Below are 1,003 nucleotides of genomic sequence, written 5' to 3'. Positions count from 1 at the left end.
AAATATGGGAGTAGAAGTGCGCCGTAAGCTTTGAAAGCCAGGAACTAATCGCCAGACATCAAAAATGCAGTGCCGCCCATCCTCAAGTTGCATTACTCAGTCCTTGCCGGCTGTGTCGATGCGCTGGTCTCAGTTCGTCGATCAACCTACTGAAACAAAAAGGCCTTACAGGTAAAAGACCGGAAAAATACCTAAACAAGATTCGACTTAAGGGACAGAGGATTTCTGAGACACGCCATAGGAGCGTTGCAACGAGCTAACGACCAGGTCGGGCCGATCCAACTGTATCCAGTGGCCGCTTCTTTCCGCAATGATGTGCTCGCCTATGCTGGAGAGTGAAGCCAGCTTGCGATGCTCCCTTAGCTCTGACTCAGTTGCATTCTCGGCGGAAATCACGGTCAACGAAAGATGACCGAGCGATGTGTAGGGAATTTCAGTCACGCACCGAGTGAGTCGAGAAAGATACTGGGCCAGGGTCTCAAAACTCTGCGGACGCGACCAGTGTGCGCGGACCGCGGGCAACAGTTCGTGCGGCATCTTGCTGACCTCCGCCGTGACGCGCGCGATAACGCCCGCTCCGCCGCCACTTGCCATGCGTGCGATCCACTTCGGTAGCGTTCTCGCTCCTGCCGACAGCAATATCAGGGAAAAACGAACCACACCTGCTCGCGCCAGCCAGGCGCCGCGTCTCGACAACCTGGCGCCGAGTGCCAATCGTTCCTGGCCTTCGGGGGGCAGCGTGCTCCAATGCTCACAATCGATTGGATCCAGCAGCAGAAGTCCCGCCACACGATCGGGATTGCGATAACAGTACTCACGAGCAATCAAACTACCGAAGGAATGGGCAACCAGAATGAACGGTCCAGAGATGTCAAATGAGGCAAGCATCTTCTCGAATTCGGACACTAAATTGCCGATGGTGCGCGGGGTGTGGGCAGCCTCGCTCCACCCGAAACCTGCGCGGTCATAACTGCTCCACCCGAAACCTGCGCGGTCATAACTG

General features: G+C 55.8%; 1 protein-coding gene. It reads right to left on the bottom strand.

Annotation, left to right across the window (positions count from 1 at the left end; translation table 11 throughout):
- Positions 1–207 precede the first annotated feature (207 nt).
- The coding region (locus AB4043_RS26610) for an alpha/beta fold hydrolase (RefSeq protein WP_442308676.1) at positions 208–1,003 on the bottom strand (796 nt) is incomplete at its 5' end.

Source organism: Terriglobus sp. YAF25, assembly GCF_052113305.1.
Classification (GTDB): Bacteria; Acidobacteriota; Terriglobia; order Terriglobales; family Acidobacteriaceae; genus Terriglobus.
The sequence above is the reverse complement of the archived record's forward strand: the minus strand, read 5'-3'. Positions and strand labels throughout refer to the sequence as shown.